Source organism: Novosphingobium sp. HR1a (assembly GCF_015594425.1).
Classification (GTDB): domain Bacteria; phylum Pseudomonadota; class Alphaproteobacteria; order Sphingomonadales; family Sphingomonadaceae; genus Novosphingobium; species Novosphingobium resinovorum_A.
The window spans coordinates 102,853-122,487 of the sequence record NZ_JABXWS010000033.1 but is presented as its reverse complement, the minus strand read 5'-3'; the positions used below and the strand labels follow the sequence as shown (position 1 = coordinate 122,487).

The 19,635-nt window shown below is 65.7% G+C and carries 15 protein-coding genes and 1 tRNA gene; 7 read left to right on the top strand and 9 right to left on the bottom strand.

What is annotated here, in order from left to right:
• The first annotated feature begins 272 nt into the window (after window positions 1–272).
• Both HWN72_RS06805 and HWN72_RS06800 read left to right on the top strand, forming a co-directional pair.
• Window positions 273–2,504, top strand: a complete 2,232-nt coding sequence (locus tag HWN72_RS06805; RefSeq protein ID WP_069707698.1) for a TonB-dependent siderophore receptor — start codon at window positions 273–275, stop codon at window positions 2,502–2,504.
• A 19-nt stretch (window positions 2,505–2,523) separates the two neighbouring features.
• Window positions 2,524–5,889: an amidohydrolase family protein gene (locus HWN72_RS06800; RefSeq protein ID WP_083274577.1), complete on the top strand. Its 3,366-nt coding sequence runs from the start codon at window positions 2,524–2,526 to the stop codon at window positions 5,887–5,889.
• A gap of 183 nt (window positions 5,890–6,072) precedes the next feature.
• On the opposite strand, the gene HWN72_RS06795 is transcribed toward HWN72_RS06800, so the two are convergent.
• The 4 genes from HWN72_RS06795 to grxC all read right to left on the bottom strand — a co-directional run bounded on the left by HWN72_RS06795 (window position 6,073) and on the right by grxC (window position 7,790).
• Window positions 6,073–6,149 (bottom strand) — tRNA-Arg (locus HWN72_RS06795).
• 39 nt (window positions 6,150–6,188) lie between these two features.
• On the bottom strand, window positions 6,189–6,686 hold the full coding sequence (locus HWN72_RS06790; protein WP_008830291.1) for a DUF1178 family protein: 498 nt from the start codon (window positions 6,684–6,686) through the stop codon (window positions 6,189–6,191).
• 8 nt (window positions 6,687–6,694) lie between these two features.
• Window positions 6,695–7,522 (bottom strand): carbon-nitrogen hydrolase family protein, encoded by an 828-nt coding sequence (locus HWN72_RS06785; protein ID WP_211149996.1) that lies wholly within the window; start codon window positions 7,520–7,522, stop codon window positions 6,695–6,697.
• 4 nt (window positions 7,523–7,526) lie between these two features.
• The gene (gene grxC / locus HWN72_RS06780) at window positions 7,527–7,790 is read right to left on the bottom strand and encodes a glutaredoxin 3 (protein WP_036523411.1); all 264 of its coding nucleotides are present in this window, start codon (window positions 7,788–7,790) and stop codon (window positions 7,527–7,529) included.
• A gap of 165 nt (window positions 7,791–7,955) precedes the next feature.
• Between grxC and HWN72_RS06775 the strand changes: the two genes are divergently transcribed.
• Together HWN72_RS06775 and HWN72_RS06770 are read left to right on the top strand one after the other, a co-directional pair.
• Window positions 7,956–8,423: an Hsp20 family protein gene (locus tag HWN72_RS06775; protein WP_036522995.1), complete on the top strand. Its 468-nt coding sequence runs from the start codon at window positions 7,956–7,958 to the stop codon at window positions 8,421–8,423.
• A 192-nt stretch (window positions 8,424–8,615) separates the two neighbouring features.
• Complete coding sequence (locus HWN72_RS06770; RefSeq protein ID WP_036522993.1) at window positions 8,616–9,551, top strand: AEC family transporter; 936 nt, start codon at window positions 8,616–8,618, stop codon at window positions 9,549–9,551.
• 16 nt (window positions 9,552–9,567) lie between these two features.
• Here the strand turns inward: HWN72_RS06770 and add are convergent, their stop codons facing one another.
• The 5 genes from add to tpiA form a co-directional block, all read right to left on the bottom strand.
• Entirely contained in the window at window positions 9,568–10,617 is a 1,050-nt protein-coding gene (gene add, locus HWN72_RS06765) for an adenosine deaminase (RefSeq protein ID WP_211149986.1), read from the bottom strand.
• A 91-nt stretch (window positions 10,618–10,708) separates the two neighbouring features.
• On the bottom strand, window positions 10,709–12,103 hold the full coding sequence (locus HWN72_RS06760) for a hypothetical protein (protein ID WP_036522984.1): 1,395 nt from the start codon (window positions 12,101–12,103) through the stop codon (window positions 10,709–10,711).
• 128 nt (window positions 12,104–12,231) lie between these two features.
• Window positions 12,232–13,866: a CTP synthase gene (locus tag HWN72_RS06755; protein WP_008833022.1), complete on the bottom strand. Its 1,635-nt coding sequence runs from the start codon at window positions 13,864–13,866 to the stop codon at window positions 12,232–12,234.
• 142 nt (window positions 13,867–14,008) lie between these two features.
• On the bottom strand, window positions 14,009–14,416 hold the full coding sequence (secG, locus tag HWN72_RS06750; protein WP_008833023.1) for a preprotein translocase subunit SecG: 408 nt from the start codon (window positions 14,414–14,416) through the stop codon (window positions 14,009–14,011).
• Window positions 14,417–14,544: 128 nt separating this feature from the next.
• Window positions 14,545–15,300 carry a triose-phosphate isomerase gene (gene tpiA, locus HWN72_RS06745; protein ID WP_036522980.1) on the bottom strand — a complete coding sequence of 252 codons (756 nt, stop codon included), beginning with the start codon at window positions 15,298–15,300 and terminating at the stop codon, window positions 14,545–14,547.
• A 328-nt stretch (window positions 15,301–15,628) separates the two neighbouring features.
• Here tpiA and HWN72_RS06740 point away from each other — a divergent pair, with 328 nt between their 5' ends.
• Genes HWN72_RS06740 through HWN72_RS06730 form a run of 3 tightly spaced genes read left to right on the top strand, consistent with a single transcriptional unit; the run spans window position 15,629 to window position 19,633 of the window.
• On the top strand, window positions 15,629–17,578 hold the full coding sequence (locus tag HWN72_RS06740) for a peptidylprolyl isomerase (protein ID WP_069707695.1): 1,950 nt from the start codon (window positions 15,629–15,631) through the stop codon (window positions 17,576–17,578).
• A 22-nt stretch (window positions 17,579–17,600) separates the two neighbouring features.
• Window positions 17,601–19,112, top strand: coding sequence for an anthranilate synthase component I family protein (locus HWN72_RS06735; RefSeq protein WP_036522975.1), 1,512 nt, complete (start codon window positions 17,601–17,603; stop codon window positions 19,110–19,112).
• Window positions 19,109–19,633 (top strand): YcxB family protein, encoded by a 525-nt coding sequence (locus HWN72_RS06730; protein ID WP_036522972.1) that lies wholly within the window; start codon window positions 19,109–19,111, stop codon window positions 19,631–19,633. Before HWN72_RS06735 ends, HWN72_RS06730 begins: the two co-directional genes overlap by 4 nt.
• Window positions 19,634–19,635: the final 2 nt, after the last annotated feature.

The window sequence follows — 19,635 nt, the reverse complement described above, 5'->3', positions numbered from 1 at the left end:
TGATCGATCACGGACGCCGCGCCCATACTCCTCACCCGGACACATCACACAGCGGGATTGCGCGCGCAACGATCGCTGTTGCAATTGTGTCGCAGTCGCGGAGCTTTCTCATCCGACCGTCTAAACGCAGCGGAATTTCGCTAAGAGTCATTTTATGATGCGTGCGATGATTTGAGCGCAACACCATGCCGCCCGAACGCCAAAGCGACGGGCTGGCTGGTGCGTACCGAGCCAGGGCGGTGCGGCAGGCATATCCAGAGGGGGATAAAGATATGAGGTTCGTTTCCAGCCACGCCGAGCGCAGCGCCGTCCGGAAAGCCTTGCTATGCGGCGCCGCGCTGACGCTGCTGCCGACCACCGCCTTCGCGCAGGACGCGACCGCCGAGGCCACCCTCGACACCAGCCGCACGACGATCGACGGCGAGAACGCCATCATCGTCACCGCGCCGCACTATGTGCCGGAAGGCACCAACACGGCCTCCAAGGCGAACATCCCGCTGATCGAGACGCCGCAGTCGGTGTCCGTCATCACCCGCGACCAGATCGACCTGCTCAACTTCGTCGATGCCCAGCAGGCCGTGCGCTATACCGCAGGCGTCTTCGGCGAGAGCTACGGCCCCGATTTGCGCTTCGACTTCCTGACCGTGCGCGGTTTCACGCCCAAGGAATACATGGACGGGCTGGCGACGCCGAACTCCACCTCGATCTCCAGCGTGGGCGTCGATCTCTACGCCTTCCAGTCGCTCGACGTGCTCAAGGGGCCTGCTTCGGTGCTCTACGGCTCGTCGCCGCCGGGTGGCCTTACCAACGAGACCAGCCGGCGCGCCAGCAGCGAATTCGGCGGCGAGATCGGCGTGAAGTACGGCACCGACGACTACAAGCAGATCGCCGGAACCATGACCGGGCCGGTCAGCGACATGCTCGACGTGCGCTTCACCGCCCTCTATCGCAATCGCGATGCCGAACGCGACCTCGTCCACGCCGAGCGCCTGCTCGCCGCGCCGACCGCGACGCTCAAGCTGGGTCCGGACACGAAGCTGACCCTGCTCGGCTACTATCAGTACGACACTGTGCGCGGCGACACCAACGGCTTCATGCCGGTCTACGGCACCCTGCTCGACAATCCGCTGGGCAAGATTTCGCACCGCGCCAACGTCGGCGATCCGAACAACCTCTACAAGCGCAGGCAATGGGGCGCGGGCTGGGATTTCAGTCACGACTTCGGCAGCGTCAGCTTCCATTCCAACACCAAGTGGAGCCGCTATAACGAAGATACGCCCACCCAGATCTACGGCAGCGGCGGTCTGATCGACAACAATTTCGACGGTATTCCAGACGATTATCGCACGGTCCTGCAGTCGAACTTCACCTACAAGGAACACGTCACCAGCTTCGCCACCGACAACCGGTTCGACGCGACGCTGGGAACCGGTCCGATCGAGCACAACCTGATCGCCGGAGTCGACTATCGCCGCACCTTCAACGATTCCGCCTATACCTTCAATTACGGGATCGGCACGGTGGACCTGTTCGACCCGGTCTACACCACCTACACAGACGCGCAGCTTCGCCCCGGCTATGCGACGCGCTTCAACACGCAGTGGCGCAAGCAAACCGGCATCTATCTTCAGGACCATGCCGCGATCGGCAACCTGTACCTGACGGTCAGCGGCCGGTACGACTGGGTCCGCATGAGCTACATGACGCCCTTCGCCGCAGCGGACGTCGATACCCCGCTCACCAAACAGAGGCAGAAGAAGTTCACCTGGCGCGCGGGCGCCAACTACGTCACCGACAGCGGCTTCGCGCCTTACGTCAGCTACGCGACCTCGTTCGAGCCGGTCGTCGGCACCGACGGCGTCACCCTGGCCCCGTACAAGCCGAGCGCGGGCAAGCAGTGGGAAGGCGGCGTCAAGTACGACGCGCGCGGCCTTGGCGAAGGCATCAAGCTGCTGGTGACGGCGACGGTGTTCAAGATCAACCAGACCAACGTGGTGGCGACGGCACCGTCGGTGTCCCCGGTCTTCGGCACGCAGTCCGGCGAAGTCGAGGTCAAGGGCGCGGAACTGGAATTCGTCGCCCGCCTGCGCGACCAGCTCTCGATCAACGGCGCCTACAGCTACAACGACAGCGAGGTCAAAAAGAGCAACGTTGCTGCAGAAATCGGCGCGCCGCTGCCCGTGACCCCCAAGCACAAGCTGTCGCTGTTCGTGGACTATACCATCCAGAAGGGCTCTCTGGGCGGTCTGGGCTTCGGCTTCGGCGGGCGCTACACCAGCGACAGCGCGGGCAGCCTGCCCGGCCCGTTCAATCCCGTGGTCTACTACGGAGAGGCGTCCACGCTGTTCGATGCGATCGTCCATTACGATATTCCGGGCTGGCGCATCGCGGTCAACGGATCGAATATCTTCAACAAGCTCTACGTCGCGCGCTGCTCGGGCCCGGCGGGCTGTACTTATGGGGCTGGACGTCAGGTAATCGGCACGGTTACCAAGACCTTCTGACCTGAATGACGGGAACTGCATGCGCGACATATCGGTACGACGGCTGATCGCGCATGCCGTCCTGCTGGCTCTGGCCACGGGAACTACACCGCTGCAGGCGCATGGTCCGCAGGAACTCGGCGAGCCACCGCTGCCTCTGTTGTCACCCACGGGCGGGGCAGCAGCCGAAGGTCCCTCCGGAACCCTGCCGCGCACCCCGGCCAAGGCCGGACAAACGCTGCCGCTCAAGCCCGACCGCAAGATCCGCTTCGACACGAGCGAACTGACGGCTGCCTCGATCGACCTGTCTCCGGACGGGCGGACCATCGTGCTGGATATGCTTGGCGACATCTACGTCATGGACGCCAAGGGCGGAGAGGCTAGGCCGATCAGCCGGGGTATGGCCTATGACAGCCAGCCCGCCTTCTCGCCCGACGGCAGGCGCATCCTGTTCCTCTCGGATCGATCGGGAGCCGAGAACCTGTGGGTCATGGATGCCGATGGCGGTGATGCCCGGCAGCTCAGCTTCTACGACGACGATCCGATATTCGTATCCCCCGTCTGGTCCAGCGACGGGAAGACGGCCTGGGTCAGCCGCTTCTGGCCGGACCGCAATGCCTACGAAGGCTGGCTCTTCGCCGCCGACGGCAGCGACAGGTTCGGCACCGCGGCGCTGCCGAACTGGCCGGATGCTGGCCAGACAGAGGACAAGATCAACAGCCTCGGACTCATGCCGAGCGCGGACGGCCGCTTGCTCTATTACGCCAGGCTCAAGGGATCGCCGGACTTCGACACCCTTGCCGAATGGCAGATCGCCCGCCGCGACCTCGCGACCGGCATCGACGATACGATCGTCAAGGCAATCGGCGACATTCGGCTCGGCCCCGTCCAGTCGAGCGCCTTTCGCCCCGTCCTCTCGCATGACGGACGCACGCTGGCCTACGGCATGCGCCGGGTGGGCAGGACGTTCCTCCACGTTCGCGATCTCGGCAGCGGCATGGACCGCGAACTGATCCGGATCGATCACGACGAACTTCAGGCATCGGCCTGGAGCGACATCATCCCCCACTTCGCCTTCACGCCCGACGACAAGGTGCTGGTACTGAACATGGGCGGCGGTATCAGCCGCATCGATATCGCCAGCGGCACGGCGACGGCCATCCCGTTCACCGCTCGCATCGACATGGACCTCGCCCCCCTCACCCGCCGTCCGATCCGGCAGGAGACCGGCCCTGTCCGCGCGCGGCTAATGCAGACGCCCGCTCTCTCGCCCGATGGAAGGACGGTCGCCTTCTCCGCGCTGGGCCATCTCTACACAGCCCCGGTCGAGGGCAGCGCACGCCCGCAGCGCATCGACGCCGACGAGACGCCGCAGTTCCATCCCAGCTGGTCGCCCGACGGCAAGCGGTTGCTCTATGTCACCTGGACGGCGCAGGACGGCGGCTTCGTGTGGGAGAAGCCGCTGGACGGTGGGCCTGCCCGGCGCCTGACCGATACCCCCGCGTTCTACACGCACCCCGTGTTCACGCCTGACGGCGCGTCGGTCCTCGTCATCAGATCGCCTCAGGCGGACCGGCTGAACAGCTATGTCGAATTCGGCCAGTTGCGCAGCGCCGACCTCGTGCGGCTGGGCAGAGGTGGGGATGACGACGGCGACAGCGACGGCGAGCAGGTCGTGCTGAGCGGCCGGATCGGCGGCACGCCGCATTTCGGGCCGCTGCCGGACACAGTCTACCTGAACGAGAGCGACGGCGTCCATGCCGTGAAGTGGCGGGGGCGTGCTAGCGACCACCTTGCCGTACAAGCTGCCGGGCCGAACTGGTATTTCGCGCAAGGCCTCGCGTCCGCCGACGATCTGAGGATCAGCCCCGACGGGCGCTGGGCGCTCGCCCATATCGCACAGCAACTGCATCTCTTCACCATGCCCGACAAGGCCGGCGAGACGGTGAACCTGACCGCGCCCGCCGTCAGGCACCGCCGCATCACCGACGTCGGTGCCGACTTCTTCGGATGGTCGCAGGACGGCCGGACGATATGGTGGTCTGTGGGGTCGACCCTGCACCGCCGCGCCCTCTCCGGCGTCAGGCTCGATGATGCGGGCACACCGCCCCGCGCGGCGGACGTCGGCGGCGCGGCGCGGCCGCTCGTCGTCACCGTTCCGCGCGATACGCCGCAAGGCACCCTGCTGCTGCGCGGTGCCCGGGCGATCACCATGAAGGGCGACGAGGTCATCCCTGACGCCGATATCCTGATCATGGACGATCACATCCGCGCCATTGGCCCCCGAGGCAGCTTTCCCGTGCCCGCCGATGCCGCGATCCGTGAGTTGGCAGGCGCAACGATCGTCCCCGGCTTCATCGACATCCACGACCACGTCGCCGACATCCGCCGCGACGTACTCGACATGCACAACTGGGGACCGGCGGCGAACCTGGCCTACGGCGTGACGCTGGCCTTCGATCCCTCCTCGCTCAGCATCGACATGCTGGCTTACGAGGACCTGGTCGACAGCGGCCAGATGATCGGCTCGCGCATCATGACGACGGGACCGGCCGTCTTTTCCTTCAACGACTTCCGCTCGAAGGCCGAAGTGAAGGCGGTCCTCTCCCGCTACCGGGACGATTACCGCCTCGGCAACATCAAGCAGTACCGCACCGGCAACCGCCGCACCCGGCAATGGGTGGTCGAGGCCGCGCGGGAACTGGGCCTCAACCCCACGACCGAGGGCGCGCTGTCCCGCAAGCTGGACATCACCCACATCATCGACGGCTTTTCAGGCAATGAGCACAGCATCCCTCCCGCCACACTGCATGACGATGTGCTGCAACTCCTCGCCCGCAGCGGCACGAGCTATACGCTGACCCTGCAGATCACCCATGGCGGCGTTCCGGGGCAGAACTACTTCATCGCGCGCGACGCTCCGCACGGCGATGCGAAGTATGCCCGGTTCGCCCCGGACTGGTTCCGCGACCAGAAATTCTGGCAGCGCGAGTGGCGCGATCCGGGCGAGTACCTGTTCCCCGATGTGGCGAAGAGCGCCGCCCGCTTTACGCACATGGGCGGCCTGCTCGGCCTCGGCGCGCATGGCGAAGTCCCGGGCCTCGGCACTCACTGGGAAATGCAGGCTTATGCCATGGGCGGGATGACGCCGCTGGAAGTGCTGCGCGCCGCGACGATCGATGGTGCCCGCGCGATCGGACGGGACGCCGACTTCGGCAGCCTCGAGCCGGGCAAATATGCCGACCTCGTCATTCTGGACCGCAACCCGCTGGATGGCATCGCGAACACGCTGTCGATCCGGCAGGTCATGAAGAACGGACGCCTCTACGAGAGCGATACGCTCGACGAAATCTGGCCACGCAAACGCGCGATGCCTCCGTTCTGGTTCAGCAAGCCGCGGGGCTAGGGTGTGATCGCATTTGACTGAAAAACCGTTCGTCATCCCCGCGAAAACGGGGACCCAACTGATGTCCTTGCAACAGTCACCATCAGGAGATGGATTCCCGCCTTCGCGGGAATGACGATGATACAGCTGAAGTCGATCACGCTATAGGACGTCAACGCATAAATGGACGTATCGATCGTGAAATGGTGCGCCCGACAGGATTCGAACCTGTGGCCCCCAGATTAGGAATCTGATGCTCTATCCTGCTGAGCTACGGGCGCGTGCCGAGGCGTCCTAGCGGCTGCATGGCAGCTTGGCAATCAGTTCGCCTGCTCGGGCGGGACAACCGGGAACGGCAGCGGCATGAGGCCGATTCCTTCCTCGATCAGTTCCTTCGCCTCGGCGGGGCTGGCCTGCCCGTGGATGGTCTCGACCTCACGCTCGCCGTAATGCATGGCCCGTGCATCCTTGGCGAAGCTCTCCCCGACATAGCGCGAGGATTTCAGCGCCTCGGCCTGCATCGTCGCCAGAGCCTGCATCAGTTCGGCGGCCTGCGGCGGCAGTGGAGCATTGGCGACGGGCGCACTCGGCGGCGGCGCCTTGGCGCGTGCCGGAGCAGGACTCGGCGCTACTTGCGGCAACTGGTTACCCTTACGCGCGAGACGCGGCGCCTGAACCGCCTTCGCCACCTCGCCGGAACCGCAATGCGGACACGCCACCAGGCCACGTTCCTGCTGGCGTGCATAGTCGTCCGAGGACTTGAACCAGCCCTCGAATCGATGCTGTGCCTCGCGGCATTCCAGGTCGAAAACGATCATGACACCAGCTATTTGGCGATGGTGCGACGGTTGGCAAGGCTTGGAAGCTGACCGCGCACTTCGGCGATGCGCGCCGCGTCGAGATCGACGAAACCCACGCCTGAGGTGCCACCGTCATCCGCACCGCCCATGTCGAGCAGGACCTCGCCCCAGGGGTCGATCGCCAGTGAATGGCCGTAGGTTTCGCGGCCATCGTCATGCCGCCCGCATTGCGCGGCCGAGAGCACGTAAGCACTGGCCTCGACCGCGCGGGCGCGCTGCATGAGGTGCCAGTGCGCCTTGCCGGTGGGCACCGTGAAGGCAGCGGGAATGGCGATCACGTCGCAGTGCGCACGGCCCAGCGCTTCGAACAGGGCCGGGAAGCGCACGTCATAGCAAATCGCCAGCCCCAGACGCCCGAGCGGCGTTTCCACCGTGACCACCTCATCACCGGCCACGTAAGCGTTCGATTCGCGCCAGCTTTCGCCGGTCGAAAGATCGACGTCGAACATGTGCATCTTGTCGTAGCGGGCGCGGATTTCCCCCGCGTCGTCGATCACGAAAGCCCGGTTGGCCCACTTGCCGTCTTCACGCGCGATGGCGAGCGATCCGATATGCACCCATATCCCTTCCCGCCGCGCCGCATCGCGCACCGCCGCAAGAACGGGATCGTCCGCCTCGCTCCGGATCGCCTCGCGCGCGCGCGCGCGCTTCCTGTCCAGCAGGCCGGACATCTCGGGCGTGAACAGCATGGCCGCCCCGCCCGCACGTGCCGCAGCGACGGCATCGACGATCGCCGCCGCATTGGCCTGCGGGTCGATGCCCGTCGTCATCTGGAACAGCGCCGCGCGGATCATCCGGTCAGAGCCCCAGTACCGGATCGAGCTTGCCCTCGCGGTCGAGCGCATTGATGTCGTCGAAGCCGCCGAAGGGCTTGTCGTCGATCAGGATCTGCGGGACCGTGGTGGCGCCGGGCACGCGCTCCAGCATTTCGGTGCGCTTCGGGCCGCCCATGGTCAGGTCGTATTCCTCGTAGGCGACGCCCTTCTTGTCGAGCAGCGACTTGGCGGCGACGCAGTAGGGGCAGCCCCACTTGGTGTAGATTTCAATCTTCGGCTGGCTCATGCCAAACTCCATTCAGATGCTCATTGAGGGTCAGGCCTTGAAAGGTCGGGCGGCTAGCATATCTAGGAATGCGAGTCATGGCCCGCCAAGGGGATGGCTCACAGAACGAGGCGCCGCATCGCGGGCCTCATCCACACGAAGATTGCTCATTGGAGGATTTTTGTCATGAACCGCATCGATTTTTCGCCCTATCGCCGCACCATGGTCGGCTTCGACCGCCTGTTCGACATGATCGAGAACCAGGCGCGCGCGAATTCGGGCGACAAGTACCCCCCCTTCAACATCGAACGGCGCGGCCAGGATGCCTACCGCATCACCCTGGCGGTGGCGGGTTTCAAGCCGGCCGACATCGACATCACCGCGCAGGCGAACCTGCTGGTCGTGAAGGGCCACAAGCCCGATGAGACCACCGATGGCGAAATGCTGCACGTCGGCATCGCCCAGCGCGGTTTCGAACGCCGCTTCGAACTCGCCGACTACGTGCGTGTCGATAGCGCAGACCTTGCCGACGGCCTGCTCGTCATCGACCTCGTGCGCGAGGTTCCCGAGGCGATGAAGCCTAAGAAGGTCGTGGTCGGAGGCAGCAAGCTGACCGTCGTGGAAACCGGCGAGGATACCACCGCAGCGGCGTAACCGCCCGCAACGGCGCTCGCGTTTCCCGTCCCTTTGCGTGAGTGCCGAGTACGGAGCTATGGGCGGTCCGGTTGTCCGGGCCGCCCTTTTGCATGCGATGTTGCGCAGAACGCATGCACGGTGCCGGATTAATCCTCGCATAGCGTGCTTCTCGACAGTAGCGCCTGCAGTCATGTTGCGGACCTTGTGCTCATGACCGCGATCCTCGGGATCGTGCTGCCCGTTTTCTCGCTAATCTTCGCCGGCTGGCTGGCAAGGCGGATCGGCGTCATGGGACCGCAAGCCACCAGTGAACTCAACCGCTTCGTCGTCTACCTCGCCCTGCCCGCGCTGCTGTTCGATATCGTCGCGAAATCCAGCTGGCACGAATTGTGGCAGCCCCATTTCCTGGCCGTGTTCACCCTCAGCACCATGGCGATCTTCACGCTGACGGTTGCCGCTCACGCCCGGCACTCCGGTTTCGAGGCCGATGGCCCCGTGCTGGGGCTCGCCGCGAGCTATCCGAACACCGGCTTCCTCGGCTTTCCCTTGCTCCTCGCCGCGCTGGGCCCATGGAGCAACACGCTCACGCTGATCTCCACGATCGTCGTCGCCTGCGTCCTGTTCGCGGGCGCCATCGTGCTGATCGAAATCCGCCTCCACGTCGGCAGCCATCCACTGCGCGTCGCTGCCAAAGTCGGCAAGTCGCTGGCGACCAACCCGCTCATCGTGGCACCCATGGTGGCCTGCTTCTTTCCCACCACCGGCATGGCCGTGCCTCAGCCTGTCGAGGTTTTCCTGAAACTGCTGGGCGGCGCGGCCTCTCCGGCGGCGCTGGTCGGCCTTGGCCTTTTCCTCGGAGAAAAGCGTCAGGCGGCAAAGGGAGCCGGTACGCTGACGGCGATGCTGGTGACGCTCAAGCTGGCGGTCCACCCGTTGCTGGCCTGGGTGCTGGCCGTCACGCTGTTCCCGCTTGACCCGCCCGCGCGCCATGCCGCCGTGCTCCTCGCGATGCTGCCGACCGGAACCGGCCCTTTCATGCTCGCGGAGTTCTATGGCCGTGAAGCCGGCGTCACCGCGCGCGTGATCCTGATTTCCACCGTGCTGTCGATCGTGACGGTTTCGGCCTACCTGACGATGATCGGCTGATCCGGAACCGCTGGACTCAGGCGCTGGAGACGGCGCCCGAGCCGCTGGCGGCAAGCGCATAAGCATCGAGCTTGCCGTGCAGTTCGCGCCGCAGGTCTTCGTCGATCCACGCGGCATCGAAGGCGTTGCGCGTCACGGTCAGCAGGTCTTCCCGTTCGAAACCGGCAAGTTCATGCACCATCAGCATGTTCTCGTTGATGTACTTGCCTTCCATGTAGGCCGGATCATCCGAGTTGAGCGTCAGCCGCAAACCCCGGTCCAGCATCCCCCGCGCGATCGACTGCCGCTCTCCGGGGCGCATCATTTCGTTCGCATACGGGCACACGGTGAAGAACAGCCCGCGCTCCCCGGCCATGGCGATCAGTTCGGGTCGGTCGAGCAGGTTGGCGCCATGGTCGATGCGCTCGACGCCGATCTCTTCGATCGCCTGCCGGATATGCTCGTGGGTATTCTTCTGGTCGACGTCGCAGTGCATCGTCAGCCGGAAGCCCTCTTCACGGCCGCGCCGGAATATCTCGGCGAACTTTTCGGGCGGGTTGTCCTTCTCACCGGAGTCGAGCCCCAGCCCGACGATCAGGTTCTTGTACGGCAGGGCCATCTCGAACACGGCCATCGCGCTTTCCGCACTGCGTTCCCGCACAAAGCACATGATCAGTTGCGAGCGGATACCGAAATCACGCTCCGCCTCGATGCGACCGCGCGTCAGGCCTTCGATCATCACCGAGAACGGGATGCCGCGATCGGTGTGCTGCTGCGGATCGAAGAACATCTCCGCATAGACGACGTTCTGCCCTGCGACCTTTTCCAGATAGGCGTAGACCAGATCGCGAAAGTCCTCCTCGCGGTGCAGGACGAAGCTGCCCTCGTAGAAGATCGCCAGAAAGCTGGGCAGGTCATGGTAAACGTAGCTGGCCCGCATCGCATCGACATCGGCGTAAGGCAAGTCCACCGCGTTGCGCGCCGCCAGCCTGAACTTGAGTTCCGCTTCCAGCGTTCCCTCCAGGTGGACGTGCAGTTCCGCCTTGGGAAGACCTGCGATGAACTCGACGATCGAACCGTTCCCCATGCTACCCCAAGCCTCCATTTTCGCGCGATCCTGCAGGCTATAACGGCGACGGCGAACGCGGAAGCGGAAATTGCTGCATTGCAAAAAGCGCTCAGGCGGCCACCTCCATCCGCGCGGGTGTGAGCAGCGAAGGCGCCGAAAAACGCCCTCCGACCTCTGCCAGATCGGCGAGCGTGGGTGCCACGCAGCGCAGCGACACGCGATCGGCGAGGCGCTCCGCCCGGATGCCCGGCCCCTTGATCCAGAACGCCCCGTCCGGATGATGCTTGCCGCTGCGCAGCGCCTCGAGCGGATAGAACAGGTCGGAGAAGCGCAGCACTTCGTTGGTGGCGGATGACGTCACCATCACGTCCTCACCCGGAGCCTGCTCGATCATGCAACCCGCATCCAGCATCGCGCCTTGCCGCCGCGCCCACATCGGCTGCCTGCCGTCGGACAGGCGCAGCGCCTCGATCCGTGTCGCCGCCGCTTGGGCCGACGCATCGCTCTCAAAGTGGAGCAGGAACTGTTGCGACATTACCGGGGCATAAGTCCACTCTGCCGCGACCCCACCGAACGCGAGCAGTCGATCGATATCCCGGTGCCGGAATATCTGTCGTCCGCCGTCTTCCTCGTGCGACAGCATAGGCTGCTGCCCCAGGGCGGTGACGAGCACGAGATTGTCGTCTTCCCTGGTCATGGCCAGCGCCTGCCCGACCATCCGGTCCATGTTGCGATAGCCGTCGAGCACGCTCCCCCCATATGTCTCCAGATCCTGCGCCGACGACTGGATGCTGAACAGCGCAGGCTCGAACTCGCGCCAGTGGAAATGCTGGAAATGCGCGGTGCTGTTCAGGAAGAACGTGGAGAAATGGGGGCGGGCGCTGCGGTGGATCGAGCGGAACAGGTCCCACTGCAGCCGGTCCAGTATCATCGCCCGTCGCCATTTGACGTTACCACTTCGCTCCCCCGCCAATTGGCGAATCGCGGCCAGCACCGACCTTGCGGAAAGCCCATGTGCGAGCATGAAACGGCCGAAACGCGCAAAGTCCGCCCCGGATACATCCGGTCTGGCGCTGTGTTCACGCACATAGCTGCGAACCAGCCCTGTGTAGGCGTCGAAATGGCCGGGCGGCTGGGCGATCGGCTCCGTCGCCCAGGGATCGGGCAGGAAATGCCCCCGGAAGCCCGGCTGCGACGCCGCATTCATACTACCGCAGATCCAGTTGCTGCGCCCGCTGCGGCTCACCAGATCCCAGATGCGCGGCGCATCCAGCGCGGCGCCGTCATTGAGCTGGAAACAGCGATGCTCCGCGTAGGAAAGCCCGGTGTGGACCGTGACCCACTGGATCCACGGTTCGAGATACGGCGCTTCCTCCTCCGCATCGGTGACGGCGACCAGCGCGCTGTCGCGCAGGCGCCGGAAGTTCGGCAGATGCCCCTCGGCTATGAAGCGGTCGAGCAGCCTTGGCGACAACTCGTTGAATTCGAGGACGATCGTGGACATCCGTGGCTCCGCATCGGCATTGCGCCAAGCATGCCCGGATGTGCCGTCCCGCCGCCAGACGAGATGGCTCCGTTACGGAGATAGGAGAAGCCCTTCCCCTCCCGCACCGGGAGGGGAAACAAGCATCGTCAGACCAGACGCGCCTGACGCAGCGCCGCGGCGACGAAGCCGGCGAACAGCGGATGCGGCTCGAACGGGCGCGACTTGAGTTCCGGGTGGAACTGCACGCCGACGAAGAACGGGTGGTCCGGGCGCTCGACGATCTCGGGCAGCAGGCCGTCGGGCGACATGCCGGAGAAGATCAGGCCATTGCCTTCCAGCGCCTCGCGGTACGAACCGTTGACTTCGTAGCGGTGGCGGTGCCGTTCGCTGATCTCGGTCGAACCGTAGATCGCGGCGACGTGGCTGTTGGGCGAGAGCGCGGCGGTGTAGGCGCCAAGGCGCATGGTGCCGCCAAGGTCGCCGCCTTCGGCGCGGGTCTGCAGGCCGTCCTCGGTCATCCACTCGGTGATGATGCCGACGACGGGTTCCTCGGTCGGGCCGAATTCGGTGGAGCTGGCCTTGGCGATGCCCGCCGAGCGCGCGCCCTCGATGCAGGCCATCTGCATGCCCAGGCAGATGCCGAAGAACGGCACCTGACGTTCACGCGCGAAGCGAACCGACGCGATCTTGCCCTCGGTGCCGCGCTCGCCGAAGCCGCCGGGGACGAGGATGCCGTGCATCGGTTCGAGCGCGGCGGCGATCTCGGAATCTTCCTTCTCGAAGATTTCGGCGTCGATCCAGCGCACGTTGACTTTCACGCGGTTGGCCATGCCGCCATGGACGAGCGCTTCGTTCAGCGACTTGTAGGCGTCCTGCAGGCCGATGTACTTGCCCACGACGCCGATGGTCACTTCACCCTCAGGGTTCTGGTAGCGGTCGGTGATGTCGTCCCAGCGCTCAAGCACCGGCGCCTTGGCCGATTCCAGCATGCCGAAGTGATGCAGGACTTCGGCGTCGAGGCCCTCGCGGTGATACTGCAGCGGCACGGCGTAGATGTTGGGCGCGTCGAGCGCCTGGATAACCGCCTGCGGGCGCACGTTGCAAAACAGCGCGATCTTGCGGCGCTCGCTCTCGGGCAGCTCGCGGTCGCAGCGGCACAGCAGGATGTCGGGCTGGATGCCGAGGCCGGTCAGTTCGCGCACCGAGTGCTGCGTCGGCTTGGTCTTCAGTTCGCCGGCAGCGGCGATGTAGGGGACCAGCGTGACGTGGACGAAGCAGGTGCCCTCACGGCCGAGTTCGTTGCGCAGCTGGCGCATCGCCTCGACGAAGGGCAGGCCCTCGATATCGCCGACGGTGCCGCCGATCTCGCACAGCACGAAGTCGAGATCCTCGGTCTCCGTCAGGGCGAAGTCCTTGATCGCATCAGTGACGTGCGGGATCACCTGCACGGTCGCGCCGAGGTAGTCGCCGCGGCGCTCCTTGGCGATGATGTCCTGGTAGATGCGGCCCGAGGTAATGTTGTCGGCCTTGCGACCCGAGACGCCGGTGAAGCGCTCGTAGTGGCCGAGGTCGAGGTCCGTCTCGGCGCCGTCGTCGGTCACGAAGACCTCGCCGTGCTGATACGGGCTCATCGTGCCCGGATCGACGTTCAGGTAGGGGTCGAACTTGCGAATGCGGACCTTGTAGCCACGCGCCTGCAGCAGAGCCGCGAGGCTCGCCGCCATGAGACCCTTGCCCAGCGAGGAGACCACGCCGCCGGTGATGAAAATATGCCGCGCCATGGGAATCGGGCCTTAAATTGCATGGGGGCCCTCAGGCAAGCGCCCGGAGCCTCATTCCACAGATCAAACACATGGAAATGCCGTCTGACTGCGCCAGACGGCATTCCGATTACGGTGAGGCGCTCGAAAGCGCCTGCAGGGATTACTGCTTGGCAGCACCACCAAGCGGATCGGTCGGAACCGAGTCGCCAGCGGGAGCACCCTGCTGGGGTGCAGCGGGAGCTGCCGGGTTGGCCGCGCCGCCGAGCGGATCGGCAGGCTGGACCGGAGCAGACTGCGCAGGAGCGGTGTTGCGCTGGAGCGAGGTGTCGATGTCGCGGCCGCTCGTCTCATTGACGGCGAGAGCGGCAAGACCGATGCTCAGCACCACGAAGACAGTCGCCAGAACGCCGGTCGCGCGGGTCAGGAAGTTGGCCGCGCCGCGCGCCGACATCAGGCCCGAGGGGCTGCCGCCGACGCCGAGGCCGCCGCCTTCGGACTTCTGCACCAGGATCACGCCCACCAGCATGGCGGCAACCAGAGCCTGCACCACGGTCAGGAAAAGGAACATCTTCGTCTCAGCCTTATTGCGGGGACATACCCCGCTTTCTTGACCGGGCAGATAGGCGCTCGCGGGCGAGCGCGCAACCCGGCAACTTTATTGCTGCGCCGCCCCGCAGGACGGCGCATGGATCGGGCTTACTCCGCGAGCGAAGCCGCCGCGCCGACGATCGCCAGGAAGCTCTCGGCGGTCAGGCTCGCACCGCCGACCAGAGCGCCGCCGACATCCGGCACCGCAAGGAGTTCGGCCGCGTTGTCGGCCTTCACCGAACCGCCGTAAAGAATGCGCACCTCGGCGCCGGCATCGCCATAGATGGCGACCAGCTTGGCGCGAATCGCCTTGTGCATGGCTGCCACGTCCGCGACCGAAGGCACCCGGCCGGTGCCGATGGCCCATACCGGCTCATAGGCGACCGAGAGCTTTTCCGGCGCGCCGTCTGCGATGGGGCACGAACCTTCGAGCTGCGCGGTGACTACGCCCTCGGCATCGCCCGCATCGCGCTGGGCCTCGGTTTCGCCGACGCACAGGATCACCGCCAGACCGGCCGAAAGCGCGGCCTGCGCCTTGGCGTTGACGTCCGCGTCGCTTTCGCCGTGATATTCACGGCGCTCCGAATGGCCGACGATCGTGAAATCGGCGCCTGCATCCTTGAGCATCGGTGCGGAAACGTCACCCGTGTAAGCGCCGTTTTCCTTCGCATGGCAGTCCTGCCCGCCGACGCCGATCAACTCGACCGCGTCCCGCATGCGGAAGATCAGGGTCGAGGGCGGCGCCAGTCCGACCTGCACCTTGGGGAAACGCTGGGCGGAACGATCGATTGCGCGCGCCTCGTTCAGCATGGCGCGCGTGCCGTTCATTTTCCAATTTCCGACGATGTAAGGCAATCCAGCCATTTCAATCCTTTGATCGATCTCGGCGAACCTTCGGGAACTCCCCCGCGGGTCCCCCTCGCAGATTTCCGGTAATGCCGTTGCCGCGGAACCGGGAATCAGGTCGTCGCTGTCGCCGGGCAGCTAGGGCACCAGAGCATCGCTTGTCAAAATTCATGGATGGTTAAGCGCGGGGATTCTCCACCAGTGTCGTAGTAATGCCACCTCGCGGCTTTTGCCCAAGGCTTGTGCAAGCGGCATTGCAGGATGCGCGAAGGCCCCCTAAAGCCTGCGCCGTTTACATGCGAAGCCTCACGGTTTCGCGCCAATATTCTGCTGATCGGCACGGTTCATGCTCCATTTCTTCCGCTCGTTTCTGAAGTCCAAGGTCGGCGCGATCGTCGGCCTCGTCGTTCTCGGCCTTATCGCCCTCGCGTTCGCCAGCGGCGATATCGCGGGCCTCGGCGGTTCCGGCAGCGCGGCTCCGGGGGTTGCCGTCGCCACCGTCGGCGGCGAAAAGGTGACCACCGATGAACTGTCCCTCGGCGCCAAGCGCGGCCTCGAGCGGGTCAAGCAGCAGAGCCCGACCGCGACGATGAAGCAGCTGATCGCCGAGGGCGGCCTCCAGCAGGTGCTGGACAGCCTGATCGACGGCGTCGCTTTCGCCGTCTACGGCGAGAAGCACGGCGTCGTCCTCAGCGACCGCCTCGTCGACAGCGAACTGACGCAGATCCCCGCGTTCCAGGGCGTCGACGGCAAGTTCGACCAGAACGTGTTCCGCCAAGCCCTCGCCCAGCAGGGCCTCTCCGAACAGGCGCTGCGCGAGGACATTCGCAAGAACATGATCGCGCAGGAACTGGTCGTGCCCGCGCAGATCGGCTCGGTCATGTCCGAATATGCCGCGAAGCGTTACGCCTCGCTGCTCAGCGAGACCCGCAGCGGCACCGTGGTCGCCCTGCCCTCGCTGCTCTTCGCGCCCGACAAGCAGCCGACCCAGGCCGAACTCGCTACCTTCTACAAGGCGCACACCGGCCAGTTCGTCCGCCCCGAGCGTCGCACGATCCGCTATGCGCTCGTCAGCGCCGACAAGATCCCGGCCCCGGCTGCACCGACCGACGCCGAGATCGCCGCGCGCTTCGAGGCGAACAAGGCCGCCTATGCCGCCAAGGACGATCGCCGCATCACGCAGCTGGTCGTGCCGACCGAGCCGGCCGCCAAGGCCATCGTCGCCGAAGTCGAGAAGGGCAAGTCGCTCGAAGCCGCCGCTTCGGAAAAGGGCCTGTCCGCCGCGAAGCTCGAATCGTTCAGCCGTGAGGATCTCTCGCGCCAGTTCTCGGCCGCCGTCGCGCAGGCCGTCTTCGCCGCGCCGGTCGGCAAGCTGGCCGCACCGCAGAAGAGCGTGCTCGGCTGGCACGTCATCCGCGTCGACGAGGAGATCAAGACCCCGGCCAAGACCCTTGCCGAAGTGAAGGGTGACCTCACCAAGCAGATCGCCGAGGAAAAGACCCGCAAGTCCTACAGCGACGCCTTCTCGAAGATCGACGCGCAGCTTTCGGGCGGCTCCAACCTCGCCGAAGTCGCCAAGTCGCTCGGCGCCGAGGTCAAGCAGACCCCGTCACTGACCGCTGATGGGCAAGTCTACATGAAGCCCGGCGAAACGATGCCCGCCGAATTGCAGCCGCTCCTCAAGACCGCGTTCGAAATGGGCCAGGAACAGCCGCAGGTCGCCGAGATCGAAAAGGGCAAGTCCTTCGCGATTTACGACGTCACCGACATCCAGGCGTCCGCCCCGGCTCCGCTGGCGCAGATCCAGAACGACGTGAAGCTCGCCTGGGCCATCGACGCCGGTTCGAAGGCCGCCAAGGCCGCCGCGCTCAAGATGCAGGCCGCGATCCGCAAGGGCCAGTCGATCGAGCAGGTCATGGCTGCCTCGGGCAAAAAGCTGCCCGCGCCGCAGCAGGTCTCGATGTCGCGCCCGACCCTGGCCGCCGCGCTGCAGTCGGGCCGTCAGGTGCCGCCGCCGGTCTCGCTGATGTTCCACATGGCCAAGAACACCGTGAAGGTGCAGTCGGCCGAGGGTGAACGCGGCTGGTTCGTCGTCCAGCTCAAGGACATCGTGCCCGCCACGATCGATTCGCCCGACATGATCCGCCGTGCCCAGACCGAACTCGGCCAGCAGCTCGGCCAGAGCTACGCCTCCGCGCTCGGTGCCGCGATGCGCAAGGACGTCGGCGTGAAGCGTCACGACGATGCCATCACCGCCGTGCGCGACCAGCTCGCCGGCACCGCCGCCGCCAACTGAGCCGAAGCGAGGGGTGGCAGCAATGGAGCGCGAATTCGATCGCAAGGCGACGCTTGAGCAGCTGGCGCAGGGCAAACCCGCGCTGGTCTGGCGCAAGCTCGTCGCCGACACCGAAACGCCGGTTGGCGCCGCCCTCAAGCTGATCGAGGACGGGCGCGGCGACTTCCTGCTCGAATCGGTCGAAGGCGGCGAGACGCGCGGGCGCTACAGCCTGCTCGGCCTCGACCCGGACCTCGTGTTCCGTGCGAGCGGCGAGGCCTGCGAGATCAACCGCGCATGGCAGGCCGACCGCGAGGCGTTCGCACCGCTCGGCGGCGGCACCCTCGCCGAACTGCGCGCGCTGGTCGAGACCTGCCGCTGCGAGGTTCCGGCCGCGCTGCCCAAGGCTCTCGCCTGCCTCGTCGGCTACTTCGGCTACGAGACGATCGGCCTTGTCGAGAAGCTGCCGCGCGCGCCGCAAAGCCCCCTCGAAGTGCCCGACATGCTGTTCGTGCGCCCGTCGCTGATCCTGATCTTCGACCGGCTTTCGGACGAACTGTTCTGCGTTGCGCCGGTGTGGCCGGAAACGGGTGACGCCGCTCTGGCCGTCGACCGCGCCGCCGAGCGCATCGACGAAGCCCTGCGCCGCCTCGCCGCCCCCGCACCCGTCGTGCCCGTCGCCACCGATCTCGCCGAGCCGGTGCGCACGCCCGTCGTCGCGCCGGAAGACTACAAGGCGATGGCCCTGCGCGCGAAGGACTACATCGAGGCGGGCGACATTTTTCAGGTCGTGCTGGCCCAGCGCTTCACTTGCGAATTCCCGCTCCCGCCGCTGGCGCTTTACCGCAGCCTGCGGCGCGTGAACCCCTCGCCGTTCCTCTATTTCCTCGACCTGCCCGGCTTCGCGCTGGTCGGCTCCAGCCCGGAAATCCTGGTGCGCGTGCGTGACGGCGAAGTCACCATCCGCCCGATCGCGGGCACCCGTCCGCGCGGCGCCAGCCCGGCCGAGGACAAGGCCAACGAAGCCGGCCTCCTCGCCGATCCCAAGGAGCGCGCCGAGCACCTGATGCTGCTCGACCTCGGCCGCAACGACGTCGGCCGCGTCGCCGCTGCAGGCACCGTCGAGGTCACCGACAGCTACACCATCGAGCGCTACAGCCACGTCATGCACATCGTCTCGAACGTTGTCGGCCGGCTCGACACCGCGAAGCATGATGCCATCGACGCGGTCTTCGCGGGCTTCCCGGCAGGCACCGTCTCGGGCGCGCCCAAGGTCCGTGCCTGCGAGGTCATCGCCGAACTGGAGCCCGAGACGCGCGGCCCTTACGCGGGCGGCGTCGGCTACTTCGCGCCGGACGGTTCGGTGGACAGTTGCATCGTCCTGCGCACCGGCCTGCTCAAGGACGGCGTGCTGCACGTGCAGGCAGGCGCAGGCATCGTGGCGGACAGCGACCCGGCCTACGAACAGCGCGAATGCGAAGCCAAGAGCGGCGCCCTCTTCGCCGCCGCGCGCGAAGCGATCCGCGTGGCCGGGGAACCCGGGTTCGGGCAGTGAGCGCCTTCACGACTGAATACCGCTATCCCGATTATCTGCACGCCAACCGGCTATATCTGCTCCGACAGTGGCTGACATTGCGGTCGGCCCTGTTCTTGCTGGCGCTGTTTGTGACCGTCTCCGCGCTGAACGTCGGCGCTTATGCCGGGTCCCTTCTTTCAAGGATCGGCGCATCGGCATTGCATTCACTGGCCTATTTCGTTGGAGCCGGAGTGCTGCTCGCGATCGGCTTTTTCTATTCGTTGCCCCGCACGGCCCTTACCCATTGGCAGAAAAACGATCTTGCCGGAAATGCCGCCAGCTATCGGATGCAAGGCGACGGCTTCACCGTGGCCAGCCCCTCGGTCGACCTGAGCCTTAACTGGAAGGACTTCCGCTGGTGGACCGAAGACGATCGGCTTCTCCTCGCCAAGCCTGAAGCTGGCTGCACCATGATATGGTTGCCCAAGGACCAGGTTGGCAACGACATTCTCGACAGCTTTCGCGAAGGCTTCGGGCGGTGTCAGGTCAAGCGGATCTGATC